The organism is Marinobacterium aestuariivivens (assembly GCF_042661465.1).
Lineage (GTDB): Bacteria > Pseudomonadota > Gammaproteobacteria > Pseudomonadales > Balneatricaceae > Marinobacterium_A > Marinobacterium_A aestuariivivens.
Window position 1 is genome coordinate 5,353,097 of the sequence record NZ_JBHSWE010000001.1, and the last position, 19,318, is coordinate 5,372,414.

At 61.5% G+C, this 19,318-nt stretch carries 23 protein-coding genes and 2 pseudogenes; 5 read left to right on the plus strand and 20 right to left on the minus strand.

Annotation, left to right across the window (positions count from 1 at the left end; genetic code table 11):
* Positions 1–198: 198 nt before the first annotated feature.
* Positions 199–615 carry an Hg(II)-responsive transcriptional regulator gene (gene merR, locus ACFQDL_RS28025; RefSeq protein ID WP_465264001.1) on the minus strand — a complete coding sequence of 139 codons (417 nt, stop codon included), beginning with the start codon at positions 613–615 and terminating at the stop codon, positions 199–201.
* Positions 616–684: 69 nt separating this feature from the next.
* On the opposite strand from merR, the gene ACFQDL_RS28030 reads away from it, so the two are divergent.
* The 3 genes from ACFQDL_RS28030 to ACFQDL_RS28040 are packed head-to-tail and all read left to right on the plus strand — an operon-like array spanning position 685 to position 1,544.
* Positions 685–1,032 (plus strand): mercuric transporter MerT family protein, encoded by a 348-nt coding sequence (locus tag ACFQDL_RS28030; protein ID WP_379911935.1) that lies wholly within the window; start codon positions 685–687, stop codon positions 1,030–1,032.
* Positions 1,033–1,044: 12 nt separating this feature from the next.
* Positions 1,045–1,329, plus strand: a complete 285-nt coding sequence (gene merP, locus ACFQDL_RS28035; protein WP_379911937.1) for a mercury resistance system periplasmic binding protein MerP — start codon at positions 1,045–1,047, stop codon at positions 1,327–1,329.
* Positions 1,326–1,544 carry a GDCCVxC domain-containing (seleno)protein gene (locus ACFQDL_RS28040; protein WP_379911939.1) on the plus strand — a complete coding sequence of 73 codons (219 nt, stop codon included), beginning with the start codon at positions 1,326–1,328 and terminating at the stop codon, positions 1,542–1,544. Before merP ends, ACFQDL_RS28040 begins: the two co-directional genes overlap by 4 nt.
* 123 nt (positions 1,545–1,667) lie before the next feature.
* Here the strand turns inward: ACFQDL_RS28040 and ACFQDL_RS28045 are convergent, their stop codons facing one another.
* The gene (locus ACFQDL_RS28045; protein WP_379911941.1) at positions 1,668–2,351 is read right to left on the minus strand and encodes a hypothetical protein; all 684 of its coding nucleotides are present in this window, start codon (positions 2,349–2,351) and stop codon (positions 1,668–1,670) included.
* Between the two features lie 438 nt (positions 2,352–2,789).
* Between ACFQDL_RS28045 and ACFQDL_RS28050 the strand changes: the two are divergent.
* Positions 2,790–3,940: pseudogene (locus ACFQDL_RS28050) on the plus strand (IS3 family transposase).
* 318 nt (positions 3,941–4,258) lie between these two features.
* Here ACFQDL_RS28050 and ACFQDL_RS28055 read toward each other — a convergent pair.
* Complete coding sequence (locus ACFQDL_RS28055) at positions 4,259–4,522, minus strand: hypothetical protein (protein WP_379911943.1); 264 nt, start codon at positions 4,520–4,522, stop codon at positions 4,259–4,261.
* A gap of 71 nt (positions 4,523–4,593) precedes the next feature.
* Positions 4,594–4,827 carry a hypothetical protein gene (locus ACFQDL_RS28060; protein WP_379911945.1) on the minus strand — a complete coding sequence of 78 codons (234 nt, stop codon included), beginning with the start codon at positions 4,825–4,827 and terminating at the stop codon, positions 4,594–4,596.
* Positions 4,828–5,335: 508 nt separating this feature from the next.
* Here ACFQDL_RS28060 and ACFQDL_RS28065 point away from each other — a divergent pair.
* Positions 5,336–5,512, plus strand: a complete 177-nt coding sequence (locus ACFQDL_RS28065; protein ID WP_379911947.1) for a hypothetical protein — start codon at positions 5,336–5,338, stop codon at positions 5,510–5,512.
* An 18-nt stretch (positions 5,513–5,530) separates the two neighbouring features.
* Here ACFQDL_RS28065 and ACFQDL_RS28070 read toward each other — a convergent pair whose 3' ends face one another.
* The 16 genes and pseudogenes from ACFQDL_RS28070 to nqrF all read right to left on the minus strand — a co-directional run bounded on the left by ACFQDL_RS28070 (position 5,531) and on the right by nqrF (position 19,207).
* The gene (locus ACFQDL_RS28070) at positions 5,531–5,761 is read right to left on the minus strand and encodes an SHOCT domain-containing protein (protein ID WP_379911949.1); all 231 of its coding nucleotides are present in this window, start codon (positions 5,759–5,761) and stop codon (positions 5,531–5,533) included.
* 16 nt (positions 5,762–5,777) lie between these two features.
* On the minus strand, positions 5,778–7,160 hold the full coding sequence (locus tag ACFQDL_RS28075) for a multicopper oxidase family protein (protein ID WP_379911951.1): 1,383 nt from the start codon (positions 7,158–7,160) through the stop codon (positions 5,778–5,780).
* Between the two features lie 60 nt (positions 7,161–7,220).
* Positions 7,221–9,272 (minus strand): protein-disulfide reductase DsbD family protein, encoded by a 2,052-nt coding sequence (locus tag ACFQDL_RS28080; protein ID WP_379911953.1) that lies wholly within the window; start codon positions 9,270–9,272, stop codon positions 7,221–7,223.
* A gap of 13 nt (positions 9,273–9,285) precedes the next feature.
* Positions 9,286–10,095: a DsbA family protein gene (locus ACFQDL_RS28085; RefSeq protein WP_379911955.1), complete on the minus strand. Its 810-nt coding sequence runs from the start codon at positions 10,093–10,095 to the stop codon at positions 9,286–9,288.
* 92 nt (positions 10,096–10,187) lie between these two features.
* Complete coding sequence (locus ACFQDL_RS28090) at positions 10,188–10,502, minus strand: hypothetical protein (protein ID WP_379911957.1); 315 nt, start codon at positions 10,500–10,502, stop codon at positions 10,188–10,190.
* A 159-nt stretch (positions 10,503–10,661) separates the two neighbouring features.
* Complete coding sequence (locus tag ACFQDL_RS28095) at positions 10,662–10,796, minus strand: hypothetical protein (RefSeq protein WP_379911959.1); 135 nt, start codon at positions 10,794–10,796, stop codon at positions 10,662–10,664.
* A 38-nt stretch (positions 10,797–10,834) separates the two neighbouring features.
* Positions 10,835–11,551 carry a c-type cytochrome gene (locus tag ACFQDL_RS28100; protein ID WP_379911961.1) on the minus strand — a complete coding sequence of 239 codons (717 nt, stop codon included), beginning with the start codon at positions 11,549–11,551 and terminating at the stop codon, positions 10,835–10,837.
* Complete coding sequence (locus ACFQDL_RS28105; RefSeq protein WP_379911963.1) at positions 11,551–12,135, minus strand: c-type cytochrome; 585 nt, start codon at positions 12,133–12,135, stop codon at positions 11,551–11,553. The genes ACFQDL_RS28100 and ACFQDL_RS28105 overlap by 1 nt, the downstream gene beginning before the upstream one ends.
* 27 nt (positions 12,136–12,162) lie before the next feature.
* Positions 12,163–12,576, minus strand: coding sequence for a hypothetical protein (locus ACFQDL_RS28110; RefSeq protein WP_379911964.1), 414 nt, complete (start codon positions 12,574–12,576; stop codon positions 12,163–12,165).
* Positions 12,577–12,699: 123 nt separating this feature from the next.
* Positions 12,700–12,900 carry a hypothetical protein gene (locus ACFQDL_RS28115; RefSeq protein ID WP_379911966.1) on the minus strand — a complete coding sequence of 67 codons (201 nt, stop codon included), beginning with the start codon at positions 12,898–12,900 and terminating at the stop codon, positions 12,700–12,702.
* 66 nt (positions 12,901–12,966) lie between these two features.
* Positions 12,967–13,932, minus strand: a complete 966-nt coding sequence (locus ACFQDL_RS28120) for an MtrB/PioB family outer membrane beta-barrel protein (protein WP_465264002.1) — start codon at positions 13,930–13,932, stop codon at positions 12,967–12,969.
* Positions 13,893–15,178, minus strand: a pseudogene (locus ACFQDL_RS28125) (MtrB/PioB family decaheme-associated outer membrane protein). Before ACFQDL_RS28125 ends, ACFQDL_RS28120 begins: the two are co-directional and overlap by 40 nt.
* 128 nt (positions 15,179–15,306) lie before the next feature.
* Positions 15,307–16,200, minus strand: coding sequence for a DmsE family decaheme c-type cytochrome (locus ACFQDL_RS28130; RefSeq protein WP_379911968.1), 894 nt, complete (start codon positions 16,198–16,200; stop codon positions 15,307–15,309).
* A 26-nt stretch (positions 16,201–16,226) separates the two neighbouring features.
* Positions 16,227–17,171 (minus strand): ethylbenzene dehydrogenase-related protein, encoded by a 945-nt coding sequence (locus ACFQDL_RS28135; protein ID WP_379911970.1) that lies wholly within the window; start codon positions 17,169–17,171, stop codon positions 16,227–16,229.
* Between the two features lie 20 nt (positions 17,172–17,191).
* Positions 17,192–17,794 carry a NapC/NirT family cytochrome c gene (locus ACFQDL_RS28140; RefSeq protein ID WP_379911972.1) on the minus strand — a complete coding sequence of 201 codons (603 nt, stop codon included), beginning with the start codon at positions 17,792–17,794 and terminating at the stop codon, positions 17,192–17,194.
* Between the two features lie 189 nt (positions 17,795–17,983).
* On the minus strand, positions 17,984–19,207 hold the full coding sequence (nqrF, locus tag ACFQDL_RS28145) for an NADH:ubiquinone reductase (Na(+)-transporting) subunit F (RefSeq protein WP_379911975.1): 1,224 nt from the start codon (positions 19,205–19,207) through the stop codon (positions 17,984–17,986).
* Between the last annotated feature and the right edge of the window lie 111 nt (positions 19,208–19,318).

Below are 19,318 nucleotides of genomic sequence, written 5' to 3' on the forward strand. Positions count from 1 at the left end.
ACCACCGGAGGGGTTCGGAGTCGTGCTCGGCCAGTTACCGCCGGGGCCGGGGTGACTGGACGGGCCGCGACCGCCACCTTTCGAACCGCTGCTGCCTTTTGACATGGTTCTACCCTCCTCTGCCGTACTCAAAGGATAGCCAAGCGTCTGGCCTTCGGGCTGCTCTCCCTGGCATCGTTATGCGGACACCTTTATGCGTCACTCGTCCGGGCATCGTTCGCCGGTTAACACGTCGATGATCGGACAGTCTGCCCCATCGCCCCCTGATTCACACTGTTTAACCAAACCGCTTAACGCCTGCCGTATGGCAGCAAGGTCAGCCATTTTATGTTCAATCAGTTCCAGCTTTCGTTCGGCCAATTCTTGCGTCTCGGCACAGGCACAATTTGGATCGAGTCTCATTAGTGTTCCCACTTCCTCCAGAGTAAAGCCCAGCGCCTGAGCCCGCTTGATGAAACGCACGTGCCTGACCTGCTCCGACGCATAGCGCCGATGGCCCCCCAACGGTTTGGGTGGCTCTTCCAGTAGACCGCGCCGCTGGTAGTAGCGGATCGTCTCGATGTTCACTCCGGCCGCTTCCGCCAGCTTTCCGATGGTCAGCTCTGTCACCATCATCCCCTTGATTCCGTACCCAGGTACGGGAGTTAGAGTAGTGACTATGCTGACAGGTTCAAGGAGACAGCAATGAAGCAATTCACCGGCAAAGGATCACTGATTGCGGGTGTTCTGGCCACCATTGGTGCGTCGGTGTGCTGCGTGGGCCCGCTCGTGTTGCTGGCGCTCGGTATCGGCGGTACATGGATAGGCACCCTGACCGCAATGGAGCCGTACCGGCCTTTCTTCATCGTCCTGACGTTGCTGTTCCTCGGCCTGGCCTTCCACAAGCTCTACCTGGTGCCGCAAGCCTGCACACCGGGCGCTGCGTGCGCCATTTCACGCACAGTCCAGCGGCAACGACGTATATTCTGGATCGTCACCGTGCTGCTGCTGGGCCTGCTCGCCGTGCCGTGGCTGGCCTTACTGTTCTACTGAAAGGAGATTGCCATGCGCAAACTGCTGATTGCCATGTTCGTCGGTCTGCCGCTGGCGGCGTTTGCCGCCCCGCCGAAAAAGGTCACGCTGGACGTGCAGAACATGACCTGCGCGTTGTGTCCCGTCACAGTCAAGCTGTCGCTTGAGAAGGTGTCGGGTGTCAGCACCGTCAAGATCGATTTCGACAAGAAAACAGCCACCGTGACCTACGACCCGGAACAGGCTCAGCCTGATGCCCTCACCGAGGCCACAGCGAATGCGGGCTACCCGTCAACCGTGCAAGGGATGGCACAATGAAAACCGTCATCCTCGAGTCCGTACTGACCTGTCCCCATTGCGGTTTTGCCAGGAAAGAGACCATGCCCGAAGATGCCTGCCAGTTCTTCTACGAGTGCAGCCAGTGCAAGACACTGCTAAGACCGAAACCGGGCGACTGCTGTGTGTTCTGCTCCTTCGGCTCGGTGCCGTGCCCACCTGTTCAGCAACAGCGAGGGTGCTGCGGGCATAGCTGAACCTACTGCCCCAGGAGCAGCAATGGCGAAGGTGGTGGAGAAAGGAAATGGAACGGTATAGGCGCTGTGGAAAGGCCGCAAACAGTGATTTTCCAACGGTGGCCTAGCGCTCTGGTGGTCAGTTCAGATGAGCTGGTCCAGGTTGAAGGACAATCGCCAGCGGGTGCGGCGCCATAACTCGGCGGTCAGCAGCACGTGCAAACACAACAGCAGCGTGAAATTCCAGGCAAAGGCATTGGTGACTGCCTCGTACAGGCGCGGTGCCGCAATGCCGAGCAACACGTGCACGAGGCCCAGGAGCAGATTTAGCAGCATCAGGACCAGCAGCCAAAACAGCAGTCCACCGTGCTCGACGCGCATGGTTTGTCGCTCATGCAACAGCCAGGTGATGATCAACTGCGCCAAATAGGTCGCACCGAAGAAGGCGATTACGCCCGTGCGGCGCGGCCCCCGATACTCGGGGCCGATGGAGCCGAGCAGCGTCGAATAGATGATCAGACCGCAACCGGCCAGCAGGCCCAGAATGACGAGTAGGCGATGCCACCTATGACGCTGGCAGCCCAGCCGTCGGAGCCAACAGGCGTTGAGAATCCAATAATGAACCAGCAGCACAGCGGCGGGAATCATCAATCCCTTGAAGACAAAAGCGGCCGGTGGCAAGCGGCCGGTGGCGCTAATCGAGGTACAACTGTCGATATACGGCAGGCACCAGGGTACCTGGCCGGCATTGGCCGCCAGCACGTAGCTGATATTGATGGCCGCCAGGGGCAGCAGACCGGCAGCCAGCGCGAGTGGAAACAGCGGCATTACGGCGTTCGACTTATCATAGTTCCGATTATAGCGCCATGAGTCCGCCCGGTATCTGACTGTGGCCTACGGCTCAGCACCGGCGTGAGTGTCGGAGACCGAGACGTCGGTGATCAGCATGTGTTGGGGCACTCTCCATGCCTTGGAGGTCCGTCTCCAGCATGCCAGGCATCGCCTCAATACCGGTGCCCGACCATGATCATCACGCCGTCGTCGCCTTCGCTGGCATCAACCTATGCCATCGAATCCAGGTGATCCAAAACCGACTTGAGTTCACGGCGGATGGTCTTGCTCGATCGCACGTTCAGTCGAAGCAGGTGTGACCCGCCCTACCTATTTGCACATTATGTACAGGACGTACTGTATGCCGCGCACGTATGGATGAAGTGGCTATAGTTTCCCGGACGGTAAGATCACCTGCCCATTAAGGTGTGTGTCATGAGTCAGAAGAAAGCCACTTCCTATACAGCTGAGTTTAAAGAGGCCGCCGTCAAACTGGCGGTGGAGTCCGAGCAACCGGTCACCCAGACCGCCAGAGAGCTGGGCGTCAACGTCAATACGCTGCATTCATGGACCAGGAAGTACCATGCTCAGCGAGATGTCAGTGCCGGTGGCTCGGTTGATGATCAGCACCTGTATGAGGAGTTGAAACAGCTTCGGCGAGAGAACGCGCGGCTCAAGGAGGAGCGTGAGCTGTTAAAAAAGGCGGCTGCCTTCTTCGCCAAGGAGTCTCGCTGAGATACGCCTTCATCGACGCCCATCAGGACGAGTTCAACACTGCCCTGATGTGTCGGGTGTTTGAGGTGTCTCGCAGTGGCTATTACGAGTGGCGGTCCAGCCGTCCAGCCAGCGCGATCAGCAGGATGAGGCGTTGAGGGCAAGGATTCGTGGGCACCACGAAGAGAGCCGGGCAATCTATGGAACACGGCGTATTCAGAAGAAGCTGGCCGGCGAGGACAAGACCGTCAGCCGGCGCCGGATCGCCCGGCTGATGAAGGAGGAAGGCGTTGAGTGCAAGACGCGGCGGAAGTTCAAGGCGACCACGAACTCGAAGCACGACAAGCCGGTCGCGCCGAACCTTCTGGATCGCAGTTTCTCAGCAGAGACGCCGGATCAGGCCTACGTCGGTGACATCACCTACGTACCGACACGGGAAGGATGGCTCTACCTGGCCGTCTTTATTGACCTCTGCTCGCGGGCAGTCGTGGGCTGGTCGATGGGCAGTCGCATGCCGGCGTCTCTGGTGAACGATGCGCTGAGCATGGCGATCTGGAAACGGCGACCCGCTGCCGGACTATTGGTCCATAGCGTCCGAGGCAGCCAGTATGCTTCGGATAGCTTCCAGCGGTTGCTCAAACAACATGACTTCCGATGTAGCATGAGCCGCAAGGGAAATTGTTGGGATAACGCCCCTTCAGAGAGTTTCTTTCACCGAGCTGATCTATCACGAGGACTTCGAGACACGGGAAGAAGCGAAGCAGGCCATCTTCGAGTATATCGAGGTGTTTTATAACCGGGTGCGGCTGCACTCCAGCAATGACTACATGAGTCCGCTAGATTATGAGTCAGAGCTGCAAGCAGCTGCTTGAAAATGTGTCCGGAAAACTGTTGCCAGATCAGCCTGGGCGATCTGCTCCCGCCCAGGTCCGGCTTCGAACATGCGGATGGCCTGCTTTCGGTTGTGTTGCTGAAGCTCTGAACTCAGCTTCCGTGCATCTAATTTTCCATGCCCGGGAGTATACATTTGCTTGCGATGTGGGCACGGGCTTCAGAGTCCGTATGGATAATTGGCCGTCGCATATAGCGGCGAAGCGGTGATGGGTGGTTAGGTACTCATACGGACCGTGAGACCGAGCTCTCCAGTCGCGCGGGAGCGATTCCTTTCGCCCCGCGCACCTGCCGATCGGTCAGAACTGGAAAACGGTATTGCTGTTGGTCTGGCTGACGTTCTGGCTGTTGACAACAATGTTGAGCTGGGTCGAAGCGTTGGTCAGGCTCTTCTTGTTGAACAGGTGGCCGGGCAGGATCACGGCCGGGCCATGGCCCTTCGGCCCCGGGCCGAAATGATGTACCTGCTTGTTGGCAAAGATCGCCATTCCGCCCCGTACCTGGGTCATGGCCTGGGTGTCGAGCTGTTCGTTCTTTTCAAGATCGTTGATGAGAAGGGACATGGTGAAGCTCCTGGGAATGTTGTGTGCTGCGGGGGCTCTCGCCCCCGAGGTCATCGGTTGGCGTCCGCCGGTCACATGGCCCACATGAGGGGTGCGCCCTGGCTCACAGTGTTAAAGTTGCCCTGGGACACGCCGGCGCTGCCGACTGCGATGTTGAGCTGTTCGCTGATGTTGGTCAGCTCCTTGATGTTGGTGAAGCTCGTGCCGAAATAGGCAGGCCTGTACATATAGCCCCCACGGACCCGGGCCAGAGCCTGAGTATCCAGGGTTTTGCTTTCGTGCAGATCGTTGATGGCAATGGTCATGGCTGTTTCTCCGGTTGTTTGGCTTGGTGAGAGCGGGGATCACCGTTGTTTGTCGCTCTGACCGGTTTACAGCGAACTCTGTGCCAGTTTTGAATTTACCATCTCATGAATCCACTAACACTTTGTCTTAAAAGGGATAACATCTCAACGACTGTGGAAGGCTTGGAACTTTCACCCGAGAAAGCTCGGGTGAAAGTTCCATGATGAAAAACAGCTTTGACAGCCAATGTTGGTCAGTAACAAACAGCATTCATTCACAGGTACAGTCATCAATCGCGACTCGAGTAGCCTTTCGAAGGCTGTTCTTTTCCTCAACCCCTGCCGACTTTTATGGTTTAGACAAACCCACTTCTATCGCCGCACCAAAATGTGGCAAACGAATGAAATATCTCCTGTACCTATGTGCCGACTGCAACGGGATCAGACGCAGGCCTTAATTGCTTCGCGGATAGGTTCACCACAGATAACAAGCTTGCTCAACTGGCTGCCAGGACGACAAGGTTCAGACATGAACACAGAACACGATTTCGATGAACTTGAACGGACACTCGGGATCACCTTCGGGCTGGGCATTGATTTCGAAGCCCAGCATGAAGCCTTCGAACTCTACTCGGCTCTTGGTGGCCAGACGGGAATAACCGATGCCCCGAGATTGGAGCCTGACGACATAGCTGTGGTGGAATGATCGTGACCTCGCGATGAGTCAGTCCTCTTTCAAAACCTCCAGCCGTTTCCGGTACTCGTCCTCATCGATCTCGCCTTTGGCAAACCGCTCGTCGAGTATCTCCCTGGCCGTCTTTTCCCGCGGTCGGTCACTGCCGTCGCGCCCTGAGAATAACCGGACCAGTGCCCAGCACAGCAGGATCAAAAGCAACAGCCACAGCAGCATTCCCCAGCCGTGGCCGTACATCATCCAGTCGAAGTCATGAAACATAGTGCAGCCCTCCTGTTCAGGCCCTGATGTCGATCCAGCTGACCATGCCGCTGACCTGGTGCTCGATCATGTGACAGTGCAGCAGCCAGCGTCCTTCGTTCCCGGCGACGAAACGGATCGGTACCCGGTCGCCCCTGGCCATGAGTAAAGTGTCGTGCCAGAGTCCGGACGGGTACAGTCCGGACTCGGCCAGGAAATGATGGCCGTGCAGATGCATGCCGTGGGGCCAGCGGGTGTCGTTGTGCAGCTCGATTTCGACCAGCTCTCCAGGCCTGGCGCGCAGCAGCGGCTGCTCCGGCAGGCCGGCGACACCGTTGAAAGCCCAGATCTGGCGCTGTTGCACCAGCGCGTCGATACCCAGCATCTGTCCCCGGTAAACCGCCTGGCGCAACGACCCCATGGCGCCGCCGGTCATATCCAGTTGCAGATGATGATCCGGCGCCCTTGCCGGCAAAGACGCCAGCGGATTGGCCGGCAAGGGCGCCGGTGCGGGCCGCGCGGCGGTCCCCGCCGACCCCGAGACCTGCAGGAGTGCGGTTTCGAGCGGGCGGTCGTGCGCCAGGTGATAGAGCGAATGGCCGCCCTCTGCGTCTTCGGGGATGTCGAGCACCAGGTCATAGCGCTCGGCGGGCGACAATACCAGCGGCCCCTTGTGCTCGCGCGGTGTTGCCAGCGGCTGGCCGTCCTTGGCCAGAATCCAGATTGGCCATTCGGGCAGCTGCAGCACCATAATGCGCGCATTGGCGGCATTCAGCAGCCGCAGTCGGACCCGCTCCCCGGCCCGGGCCCCGAGCCGGGGCCGGTGCTGGCGGTTGACGGTCAGGATGTTGCCCATGCGCCCGCCATGGGCCCACTCATGCAGATTGCCCAGGGAGCCGGTATCGAGCTGGCCGTCCCTGCCAAGCCGCCAGTCGTCGAGCACCAGCAGTTGCTCGCGGTCGGCGGCATAGGGTTCCGCCTCTTCGACGATCAACGGCAGGTAAAGCCCGTGCGCCAGCTGTTCGTAGGTGCGATGGTGGGCATGCGCCCAGAAGGTCCCGGCATCCTGAGGTGTCAATCGGTACAGGAATCGCTCCCCGGGCGGAATCGGCGCCTGGGTCAGGCCGCTGACGCCATCCATCGCATTGTCGACCCGCATCCCGTGCCAGTGCAGGGTCGTCGGCTCGGGCAGCAGGTTGATCACCTCGATCTCGATCGGCTGGTGCTGGTGCAGGCGCAGCAGGTCCCGGTTGGCGCCCCAGAGCGCCACCGGATCACCGCTGGGCGCAAACCAGTGGCGTTGCTCCCGCCGCAGCTCCAGCCGCAGCCGAGGCAGCTCAGCGATTCTGTCCGCCAGTGCCATTCCGGGAACCGCCAGCAGCCCTGCGGCGGAAAGTTTTAACAGATCACGTCGTTTCACTCCGAGTCTCCCTGATCTCATGTGGCGAGCCCGAACCGCCGAACGGGCATTGCCTGTATATCACCGCTCAACCGGTCCCGTGGCTTGGCGCAGGGCGCCGGTCAGATTATCGACCGTCAGCAGTTCCGGTAACAGCACACCTTCCGGTCTTCCCGGTCCGAACACGGCATTGAACGGAATACCGGAGCGGCCGTACCGCTGCAGGTAAGCCTCGATCACGGGATCCGGCAGACTCCAGTCCCCCTGCATGAAAACCACCTGGGCACGCTGCATCCGGGCCCGCACCTCGTCTGAATCCAGCACCGCCGACTGGTTGTATTTGCAGGTGATGCACCAGTCCGCGGTAATGTCGACCAGCACCGTCCGCCCCTGTTGCACCAGCGTGGCGATCCGGTCGGGTTCGAAGGCCGCGCTTTGCAGTGGCGAGAGCCGCACCGGGGTCGACTGCAACAGCGGGGTAACGAGCAGCAGCGGCGTCATTATCGTCAGCAGCAGTCGCCAGCGCCTTAACGGCGGACTCCAGAGGATCAGCCAGCACAGCGCCCCCAGCGCCATAACGCCGATCAACGTTGACGACAGATGATTGCTCAACAGCCAGAGCATCCAGACGGCGGTCAGCACCAATCCAAGCGCCAGCATACGCCGCAGTGCGGTCATCCAGCGCCCAGGCCTGGGCAGGCGCCGGACCATCCCCGGCCAGAGCATCAGAAGGCCATAGGGGGTGGCCAGGCCGATCCCCAGGGCGGTGAAGACCGCAAGGATTTCCGTCAGTCCCCGTCCGAGCGCGAACGCCACCGCCGTGCCCAGGAAGGGCGCCGAGCATGGCGTCGCCAGCAGCGTCGCCGCCATACCCTGCATGAAGGACGCAAACCGGGGTGAATGCCGCCGTCCGTCCCCGCTTTGCGCCAGCGCCGTCTGCCAGCGGCCGGGCAGACCGAATTCGAACCAGCCCAGCAGGTTGGCGGCGAACAGCAGCATCAGCAGCAGCATGAACAGCAGGAAATACGGATTCTGGAACTGTATTCCCCAGCCGACCCAGTAACCGGCGGCCTTCAACCCCGCGAGCACCAGTGCCAGCAGCGAGAAAAAGCCAAGGATGCCGGCGACGGTCAGCAACAGCTGCAAACGCGCCTCGCGTCGGGGCAGCGACGAGGCTTCGCTCAGGTGCATCAGCTTGATCGACAGCACCGGCAGCACACAGGGCATCACGTTGAGCACCAGGCCTCCGAGCCAGGCCATCAGCAACAGGCCGGCCCAGCCCGCGACAGCCAGATCCGAGGCCGGGCGCTGGCCGATGTCGGCCGTCACCTGCCCTTCCCGTGCCTGCAATCGGTCGACGTAGGTGAAGCGCAGCGGCCGGTCCGGGTCCTCGACCTTCGCACCTTCGGGCGCGTCCCACCAAGCCCGCACCCGGTTGCCCTCGATGCGAATCTGCGGATCCGGCCAGTCGTGCACCCAGTAGCCCTCGACGAAAAGATCCACCTCCGCCCCCGGATTCGGCACCTGCAGTTCCAGATAGAGGCCCCTGTCGTCGACGACCGCCCGCGGCTGTGCCTGCGCCGGATCGAGCGGCGCCGGCACCCGCGCCAGATACTGGTTCAACAGACGCTGACTGTCCCAGTCGACGCCGCTGTCGAGGGCCAGGTCGAGGCGGACCGGTATGTTCAGCGGCAGGCACAGTTCGTTGCAGGCATAGATCTGCGCTTCGCCCTTCAATGCGAGCCTTGATTGCGAGGTATTGAGGCGATAGCGCACCGGCAGCACCAGTTCGTCGCCGTAACCGTAGGCCTGCATGTCCAGCAGACTGTATCGGTGCGGCGCCGGCCAGAGCCATTCCGGTTCGGGTTCCAGTGCCGGATGCTCCAGCTTGAGTTCCGGTGCCGCACCGGCAGCGCCCGGCGTACGCCAGTAGGTTTTCCAGCCGGGCTCGAGCCTGATCTGCAGCCCCAGCATCAGTTCCGCCTGTCCGCTCAGGCCACGGTCGGCGGTTATCACGCGAGCCTGTACCGGTCCGCTCTGCCCCCAGGGCCCCGTCGCGGCCTGCAACGGCAGGGCGAGCAGACCAACCGCAAGCCAGAGCAACCAGACCGGCCATGCATGCTCGAACCTCATTGCCGCCCCACCCTCATTGCACCTGCGCCTTCATCATTTCCAGCGCCTGCTCAAGCCGCTCCAGCGGCTGGGCGCCGTTGATCACAACCGTTTCGCCGCTGGCGTTGTGGCGCAGAAAGTTGCCCGGTGTGCCGGCCACGCCGGACGCCTGGCCATTGGCGAACTGCTGCCTGACCTTGTCCGCGAATCGCTCGCTGTCGAAGCAGGACTCGAACGCTGCCTTCTCCAGACCGATCTCTTCCGCCAGCGGCACCAGGTTCCCGACCGGGAAGCCCTTGCCGTTGGAGCGGGTACGCTCGAAGATCAGGTCGGAGTATTGCCAGAACCGGTCATGGCCGCCAATCTCGCCGGCGCACTCAGCCGCCTCGGCCTGCTTCTGTGCGCCGGGGTTATGGAAGTCGAGCGGGAAGTGACGGTAGACCCAGTTGACCTCGGGATTATTCCCGATAAAACGCCGGGCCGTAACATGAAAGCGCTTGCAGTAGGGGCACTCGTAATCGGAATATTCGATCAGCGTGAAGGCGGCTTCTTCGGCCCCGCGAATATGGTCGCTGGCCGGATCGACCGGCGCGACGTTCCCGGCCTGTTCCTCCCGCGCCTTGCGCTGCTGGTTGGCCTGGGCTTGCTGCTGTTTGGCGATGAACTGCAGTATCACGTCCTCGACACGCTGTTCGAACGCATCGCTCTGCAGGTACTGCTGCCATTTCTGTTCGATTTTCTGTTCGATCAGCTGTTCGTCGCTGACGGATTCGGCCCGCACCGGGCCTGTTGAGAGCGCTGTCAGCATCAGCAGAACAACGCCGAGACAATGGGTGGCTTTCATTTTTCGATCTCCCGTATCAGGGTGTGCCGGGGTGATACCGGCGGAATCTGGAACACGGCTTTGGCCGCACAGGCTCGGGCGGCCAGCGGGGCTCAGGCCTGGGGCGGGTGATCGATGGGGGCGTGGAAACCGCTAAGCGTCTGCGCTGGCGCAGCCGGTGACACGCGTACCACGGCGGGGGAATACGGGATTGCAATGCCGGCAACAGCCGGTCTCAGCTTGCCGATGCAGCTTTGGGCACAGCCGTGTACGGCGCTGTCGCAGGATGCCCCGGCCTCCTGGCAAGTGTCGGCCAGTACGACCGGAAGGTCCGGCATGCAGGTCGACGGCATCGCCTGCACTGACGCCGACGGCTGCCACAGGATCGGTATCAGCAGCACCGCCAGCAGTAGAAACAGTTTCTTCATCGGGCCGTTGACGCCTGTTCGGGAAGCGAATTCTGTCCACATGCTGTTTTTCACAATAGCACCCTGGCCGGCAATGGCCAGCCTGTTGCGCCAGATGATTGAGCTGGATCAGTAAGCAATGGCAGCCCCGTCGAGATGCCGGGGCCGCCGCTTACCGGATCAGTCGGTCTCCGCCATCAGGTAGGTGGCGATCGCCTTGCGATCCTCGGCAGACAGGAAACCCGTGCCGTCACGGATCACCTCGCCCATTGAGCCGCCCAGCACATCGCCGTCCGGTGTGATGCCCGAGCTCAACGCATAGGCCAGCTGATCGACGCTCCAGCCGCTGGCCTTCAGCGCCCGGGCATGGATCGGGGGCGCCGAGCCACCGCCTGGAAGGCCGTCGGCCCCGGCCAGTGGCGCCTCTTCGTCCAGCGCGCCGAGCAGGTTGCGGGGGTATGGCAGGCGGCGCAATGGCCCGCCGCTTCCACCAGGTAGGCTCCGCGATTGTGCAGGTCGCCGCCGTCCGGGTTCGGTTCGAAGCGTTTGGGCTCGAAATACAGCGTTTGCCAGAGTCTCAGCCCCTCGCGGATACTGTACGGGAACGCCAGCGCCTGTTCCTTCGATGGCTGCGGGACCGCCGGCACCGTGCGGAACGCCGCCCAGAGATCGGCAATGTCCTGATCGCTGAACCCCGTGTAGAAAGTGTACGGGAAGGCCGGGTAGTAGGGAGAGCCGTCGGGCGCGATGCCGTGACGCAGGGCCCGGGCGAAGTCCTGCAGCGTCCAGGCGCCGATACCATGCTCCGGGTCGGTCGTCAGATTCGGAGCATGGAAGGTGCCAAACGGCGTCTCCAGCGGGGCCCCACCGGCCAGTGGCTGGCCACCGCCATCGACATCGGTATGACAGGCGATGCAGCCCGATGCACGCGCCAGGTAGGCGCCACGGGCGACATCGCCGGTCAGGTTTCCCAGCCCCGGGTCGGCCTGGGGAGTGGAAAAGGCCCCTGTTCCCATGAAGACGGCGGCCAGCCCCGCGAGGCCGGTCAGCCCGAGTATGATCCGCTTCATCAGTCCTCCTTCTCCACACGATAACGGGTATGACAGGAGGAGCAGGTATCGGTGACCATCTTGAACACCATTTCTGAGGGCATCTGCGCCAGGTGCTCGGCCGAGGGCGCGCCGCCCATCATGCCGCCTGTGCCCATCATGGACTGTCCTCCCATCATCGACCGAGTCCCCATCATCGTGCCGCTCCCCTGGCCGCCGGCACCGCCACGGTTGTCAGCGGATTCCGCCAGCGCCCGGCTGTAGACTCCCAGATCGTCGGCAAGCCCCTGAAAGCGTTCCCATTCCTGCCAGATCCCGGGCTTCGCTTCGGTCGGTCCATGCAGGCTGCCTTCGGGAAAGAGCCGCGTCATTGCCTCGCCGGAGGCGGCTTCCAGCACCGCCGCGGCTTCGCGCACCTTCGCGGCATCATAATCGGCCTTGCCGCTGAACATCTCGGACAGCGACTTCATCGATCCCTTGAGATCTTTCATCAGCTCCATCCGTTCCTTGACGACGCCGGTGGCACCACCGTGGGCCATAACCACGCCAGATGCGACGGTGGCGGACAGTACAACAGCGCTACCCCAGACAAATACGGTTTTCATATCGATACATCCTCGAATCTTGCACAACTATCGGGTTGCGGTTCCGATACCGGCACCGCAGGAATTTCCGTTGGGTGTGGAAAGACCGCTCAGACTATCGGAGGGGGTATCGACCGAGAGGTCCGGCGCCTGGTGCGCCGGTAATGGACGGATCACGGGTGCGGACGGCAGCTGCTCGCGGCCGGTCAGATGAAACTCGACCAACAGCAGGCTGTGTCCGCCATGGCAGGCATCGGCGTGCAGTTGATCCTCGAGCCCGTGGGCATGATGGGCGGGATCCGCCGCGCCGTCATGATCATGACTGTCGTGTTCGAGATGGAACTGCCAGTGCTGCCAGATCGCCTGGTCAGACTGCTCTGCCGCGTTCAGGGCCGCCATGGGCTGAACCGAGACGATTATCATCAGCAGCAGTCCCAGCAATGTTCGAAGCGGCGCTTTCATGGCAGTCCCGGCAATGGGTGAACCGACGATTCTAGGGGGCCGGCAAGGAGATTTCAATGCAACTATCGACTCGTTCCAACTGCGACCTTTGGCCGGTGCAATTGAATCCTGCCGGCTGTCCGTTCAAGACAGGCCCGGATACGGGTCAGAGTATAGAAGCGGTGGCCCAGGTCGCGGCGTTTCGAATCCCTGCACCACGATCAGGGTCCCGGCGACCATGGTCAAGATTTCCCAGCGGGAGCGTTCGGGCATGACCGGAAGGGTCAGACGCCCGGTTTCGCTCAGGCGGTCAACGTCATGAATGGCAAAGCCGACCAGCAGCATCACCAGGGTAACGTAAAAATACGGTAGCTTCGACCGTTCGCGTACCGTCCCCCGATCTGGCCTTGTTCAGAACTTGTATATCAGCGAAACGCCAACGGTATGAGCCCGGTAGTCGGGGCTATCTCCATTCAGGGTGAGTACCGACGGAATCGTATCCGGATCGATGCCGTCACGGGCAAAATCCTCGGTGTCGAGCGATTCATAGCGATACCCCAGGCGGGTTGTGAGATTGTCTCTCAGCTTGTAGTCGAGCCGGATATCGACACGGTGCAGTCGCGTGTTGAGGTCCGACAGGGGTTCGGCCTCCAGGGCCGATCCGGCATCGACGTCAATACCGGTCTCGGCAGTCGAAAAGCTGTAGGCGACATCGAGGTCGAGCTTGTCGTTGAGCAGACTCCACTTGGCGCCCACGCCGGCCGTGTACACCCGGTCTTCAGTGCCGGCGCTCCATCGTTGCGCCGGATCGGTCAGCGAGCTCAGGCCAAGGGGGTTATACGAGTGTCCGCGCTGTTCGTAACGCAGGTTTTCATGGGTCAGGAAAACATAGGCATCCACGCCCTGCTGCGTGCTGTAGGAGGCGTCCAGCGTGGTGCTGAAAATCCGGTTTTCGCCGAGACCCAGTGTCGTGCCTTCGTAGTCATCCCTGGTGTAACTGCCGTCCAGCCCGAAGCTCAAGCGGTCGTTGGGTACCAGGGTGATCCGTCCCCGGATCGCATCACGGTCCCGGTCCGCCAGATGGAATTTGCGCAGCGCCGGATGGTTTTCGAGGCGCTCGTCCTCGTCAAGGGTGTCCAGCAGGGCCTGGGTATGACTGTCCAGAAAAGGCCTGTTGTCGATGTAGCCGGAGCCATCACGGACGCCACGGGCGACCTCAACCCAGCCGCTGGCGGTGTCGAGCGGCGTCGCGTTCACGCGGGCCCTGAGCGTATGTTCCCGGGTCTTGTCGACCTCCTGGAAATCCCGTTGCCGCTGATCGTACTGATACCCGAGCGTCAGTTTGGTGCGCGGCCGGATGCGATAACCGGCATCCACCGAGAACCGGTGTTTCTCATACCCGTAGGGCAGATTGATGCGGGCATTTTCGTTGGCGATACCGCCCGGCTGCGTCTGGGCATCGCCGACAATGCCGACATAGATATCCCGGGGGTTTTGTTGTCCTGCTCCTCGTAGCGGTAATTGGCACGCAGATCGAGCTTGTGCAGCGGGCGCGACGACAGCCCCAGATCCAGCAGCAGCCGGTCGATGCGACCGTCGAGCGAATCCCTGGGCAACGGTGTGGTCACGCTGGCATTCAGCGCGGAAATGGCCGAGAACGGCAGGAAGGATTCGTCCTGCAACAGGCGCCCGAATACGAGGTTTGCCGTCATCCGGGTGCTGCTGCCGAGGTTGTAGCCGCCCGACAGGGTCAGATGATGGGCCTGGTTGTCGGGGGGCAGGGCCATCTGGCCAAAGCCCGTTGGAAAGCCGGTGTCGTCGGCCCAGCCGGCACTCCCGGCCGAGGCTGAATAGGGATTCTGGAACCTCAGGGAGGATTCCCGGTTACGGAACAGTGACAACTCGTACGCGAGCTGGAACTGCCCCCGCTCGTCGGCGTAACCCAGCGCAATATCCAGCGCATTGGTCTCGTAGTCGATCGGCTCGGGCAGGATCACGGCCGAGGGGTTGCCGCCATTGGTGGCAAAGGCGCCGGCGATGCTGTCGAGGCCTTCCTTGTTTTCATGACGAAAGCGGGTTTCCAGCGTCCAGTTCGCGTCCAGATTCCAGCGCAGCCCACCCTTCACCCGCTTGCGTTCGGTGTCGAGATCGATCGATTGCGCATCCGCAGCGAAGGTTGTCATCCCCGGCGTTGTCGTCGCGGCCTGCCAGGCTGGGGGCAGCGTCAGGCTGCCGCTACCGACGCCGTTGTAGGGCGTCAGGGCGCCTTCGGTCCGGAACCTGGGATCTGGTCGTAACCGATATCCACCCGGTAACGCCCCTGGTCGCCGTATTGCAGCCGCAACGACCGGGAGTCGAGGCCCAGGTTCAGCCCCTCGAGTTCGAGGTAGCGGGCCCGATCGCCATCTGCCGCTTCCTGTTGACGGTAGCGAACGTTGCCGATGACAAACGTTCCCTCCTCCTCGAGCCCGTTAAACTCCCCGTACTTGAAGGCATCGTCACTGTTGTGGCCCCCCCAGCTCCACCTCGCTCTGGTTCTCGGGCGCAGGTTCTTCCTCCTCCAGGGGCCCCAGCACGAATCCGCCGTCCTGGGCCAGACTCTGAGCCGAAAACAGGCAGGCAACTATTATCGATATTGCATACCGCATCGCCGTCTCCTCTTGTTGCGGTCACCTGGAGGCCTTTTTGCCCCCTAGCGCATGAATCGGACACCGGACGGATGGTTCGAGCCATGGACCTGCGAGTGGCAATTCAGACAGCCGCGCGCCAGAAGCCGGTCCGCCACACCCCGCGGAGGCACGCCGGTCCCGCTATAGAGAGTGCTCGGATGAAACGCCTCCATATGACACTGCTGGCAAAGCCAGGGGTTCTGGCCTTGAGCAAACTGGGCTGGGTCGAGCCGTGGGGGTTGTGGCAGTTGGTGCAGTCCTCCCTCACCGGCGCGTGCTCCCACAGGAAGGGGCCGCGTTTTTCCGCATGGCACTGGTAGCAGGTATCATTGACCGTCGTCTTGACCAGTTGCCGGGGCCCGAATGAACCATGCGGGTTGTGGCAGTCGCTGCAGGCCATTTGCTTCTCGTCGATCGGATGACTGGACAGCCTGTGGATCTGCGCGCGTTGCGTCTTGTGGCAGGTAAAACAGACGTCGGTCTCGGTACGCTTGCTCAGCACCCTGTCCTCCCGGGCATGTATCCGATGGCAGGACGCACAGGGGATGTCGGCGAACTGGTGCTGGCTCCCGGACCAGTTGATCCGCTTGTTTCCCTGGTGACATTGCAGACAAGCCCCGTTCTGCTCCGCGACCGGCGTGGTCGACAATTGCCCGAACAGGCGCTTGACCGGCGCGCGCGTCGCACCCGGCGCAGGCTTCTCGAGGTGTTCCGGGCTGACACCATGACAGGCCTCGCAGTCCTGCCTGGCAAAGGGCGTCCGCTTGTCGGCGCTGCGTGCATGGGCCGTACCCAGAATGTCGGTGACAGGCGAGTCATCATGACATTTGAGGCAGGTTTCGGCGCCGAGTGGGGCATATTGAGCGGTCTCCCCGGCTTGCGGGCTGGCCTGACTCTGCGCCGAGGCGGTCGGCAAGGCCGCGCAGAACAGCACCAGCACGAACAATGCGGCGGCTATGGCTTGCACGCGTGGCATCGGTGTTTGCCCTCCCTGTCGACAAGTCACTGTTGGGTCGCCACGAAATCCGCCTCGCCCTGATCCAGGACCAGCGTATGCTCGAGTGAGACGTGGTGGTAACGGCGCGCCGCATAGGCATCATGGATGGCGAAACCGATAAAGTAGGTTTTGCCAGCGACAATATCCTTGTGATAGGGATCACCGGGTTCCAGTTGGCGGCTGAACAGGGCCACCCACCTTCCGGCCTTATGGGTGGCCTCGACGGTTACGGCCGGAACGGGATTCGGCTGGTAACGAGCCAGGATATAACCATCGCTGACACGCGGTTCCTGGCCCCTGTTCAGCTCGGCGTGCCAGTATTCGTAGAATTGCCCCTGATTCAGCAACTTATCGAGTTCGGCCTGCGACCTGAAGTTTTCGCCGCCGCCCTGACGGCTGATGCCGATGCGTGACGCGACCAGATACTTGGTGATTTCCCTGGCCTCGGGCGCGCTGGGCATGCCGATCATGTCATCGTGACAGGCCGCCCAGCAGCCGGCGCGCAGCGCCTCTACGGTGTGACCGTCTTCGAGCATCACGGTGACCTTGACCTCGGCATCCGGATCCAGCTTGCGGCCGACGTTTTGATCACCATCGGGCCACTCCAGCCTCAGGTACAGACGCTCGCCTTCCCGGGCGACCTGAACTTTCAGGGGGATCCAGCCACGCTTGCCCTCGACCGGATCGGGCTCGAGCTTTCTCCCCGAAGCGATAAGGTCCCCCATTGCCGGCTCTTCGCCGTCGTGACATTCCCGGCAGTTCTTGCCTTCGCGGAATTTTTTCGCGCCGCTGTGATCGCTTGGCGTCAATGCCCACTCCCAGGATGCCTGACCGGGATAGAACAGAATCAGGTCCCTGGCCTCGACTCTGGTCCAGTCCAGTGCCCAGACAGACGCAGGCGTCAGGGCAAGCAGCGCAGCAATCCAAAAAAACCGGTGTGATGACTTCATTTGCAAAATTCCTGTCAGGTTCACAGGGCAAAGTCCCCCGATTCCGGTGTTTGTGGTTCAGGCAACGCCTGAACCGGCCTGTGGGCGATGCCTTTGTGACAATCGATACAGGTTTCACCTGCCTCGCGCGCGGACTCGTGCTGTCCCCGCGCCCGCGGCCGCTGCTTCTCCAGATCCATCGCCGTCATGCTGTGGCAGTTGCGGCAGGGCGCCGATTCGGATGCCTCCATCCGGCGCCAGACGCGCTCGGCCAGTTCCAGCCGCCTGGCCTCGAACTTTTCCTCTGTGTCCAGCGTGCCCCGGTAGTGGGCGAAAAGCTCCTGCATCTTGCCGATCTTGAAGAGTACGGTTGCGGCCCAGTTCCCCGGCGGGACATGACAATCGGAACAGATGGCGCGCACGCCGGCCGGATTTCGATAATGGAAGCTTTCCTGGTATTCCCGCTGCACGGTCTCCATCTCATGGCAGGAGGTACAGTAGGCTTCACTGTTGCTGTGTTGGACGAAACTGGCGAAGGCACCGGAGAAAACGGCGCCGATCAGAATACCGGCACCGATCAGCATTACGACCGGATATCGTATGCTGGGCCGCCAGAGGGCATGCCAGAGTTTCTTGATCCCCACCGGCACAGCCTTCGGGACTCAGGGGGTATGACGATCGCACAGCAGGAATTCACTACACAGTCCGGGTATCGACAATGCGGGCTGTAACACCCGCCACCAAATGTCTTCAAGCGTAGTTGCTTATTCCGAACCCGACCAACCGGCCGAACTCTCGCTTGATCCCGGTCAAAGACGCACCTGCGAGCCGGGCTAGGCACCGAAATCGTCATAACGGATGTTTTCCGGATCGACGCCCAGGCTGTCGAGGAGCGCGGTCACGGCATTGATCATGACCGGCGGACCGCAGAGGTAGTACTCGCAGTCTTCCGGATTGGGATGCTCGACAAGGTAGCGGTCATGCAGCACCTGGTGAATGAAGCCGACATCGCCCTGCCAGTCGTCCTCGGGCCCGGGCTCCGACAGCGCCAGATGCCAGCTGAAGTTGTCGTACTGCTGCGCCAGACGATCGAACTCTTCGACGTAGAAAAGCTCGCGTCGATTCCGGGCGCCATACCAGAAACTGATGGTCCGATTCGAGTGCAGGCGCCTGAGTTGATCGAAGATATGCGACCGCATCGGTGCCATGCCGGCTCCGCCGCCAACGAAGATCATTTCGTTGCCGCTCTCGGTGGCGAAAAAATGACCGTAGGGGCCCGAAATATCGACCTCGTCTCCGGGCCGCAGGCTGAACAGGTAGGAAGACACCGCCCCCGGAGGAATCGACTCGAAGGCATCGAGGGGCGGAATGGCCAGACGCACGACCAGCACCGCGACACCGGCCTCGTCGACGTAGTTGGCGAGCGAGTAGGCACGGGATTTCGAATCCGTGGATTTCGCCTCCAGTAGCCACAGGCCGAGACGGTCCCATTCGCCGCGGTATTCAGGCGCAATATCGAACTCGCGGTAGCGGACCTCGAAATCCGGAGCGGTGACCTGGATAAAAGCCCCCGCCCGGAAATCGATCGACTCTCCCGGCGGCAGCTCAAGGGTCAGCTCCTTCATCAGCGTGCCGACGCAGCGGCTGGAACTCAGGCGGCAACGCCAGTGCCCGACGCCGAACACCTCGTCCGGTACCTGAATATCGAGATCGTCGTGCACCGTCAGTTGGCAGGCCAGCCTTGTTCCGCCGGCCGTTTCCGCCACGTTGAGGAGCGAGCTTTCAGCTGGCGATACTGCGCTGCGCCCGGCCAGCACCCGAACCTTGCACTGGCCGCAGATACCCTTGCCGCCGCAGGCTGACGACAGGCGAATATCACGGCGCTCCAGGGCGCCGAGCAACCTGTCCCCCACCGGAATACGAAAGGACTGCTTGCCGTTGACCCTGACGGTCACGCCACTGGCCGGAATCAGCCTGGATCTGGCCAACAGTATCGCCAGTACCAGCGTCAGCACGATACCCGTAAAAAATATGACGCCCAAAAATATTTCAAGCATACGGTCTTATATTGGCTTAGTTTATTCAACGTCGTCGTCAATACCCCCTTCACCGGACAACTCCATTGCTTAATTTTCTTCAAGCGACATGTCAATTTATTCAGCAGCCGG